The sequence below is a fragment of the Zoogloea oryzae genome, from assembly GCF_030161255.1.
In the GTDB taxonomy this organism is placed as follows: Bacteria; Pseudomonadota; Gammaproteobacteria; order Burkholderiales; family Rhodocyclaceae; genus Zoogloea; species Zoogloea oryzae.
Genome location: NZ_BSPX01000044.1, coordinates 1 through 268 on the forward strand (window position 1 = coordinate 1; position 268 = coordinate 268).

Here is a 268-nt window from a genome sequence, read left to right on the forward strand (position 1 = left end):
CGGCGCCGAGGCTGGCGACGCGGGCACCGGCGCACAGCCCGGCGGCGTCGGCCACGCCTTCGACGATGCAACTGCCGGTGAGCACCTCGACGCCGGCCTGGACGAGCAGGCGGGCCAGGGGCTCGGCGCTGCCGATCGCCGGGCGCAGATCCACCACCGCGGCCACGGCCACGTCGTTGGCGAGCAGGTCGAGGGCGGCGCGATAGCCATCCGCGTTGGCGGCGAGCACCACCGCGCGCTGCATCGGCTTGACGCCATAGCGGTAGAT

1 protein-coding gene is annotated in these 268 nt (G+C 75.0%); it reads right to left on the reverse strand.

The annotated features are described in order from the left end of the window. On the reverse strand, positions 1–268 hold a 268-nt coding region (locus tag QQK25_RS14305; protein ID WP_284188521.1), incomplete at both ends, for a hypothetical protein.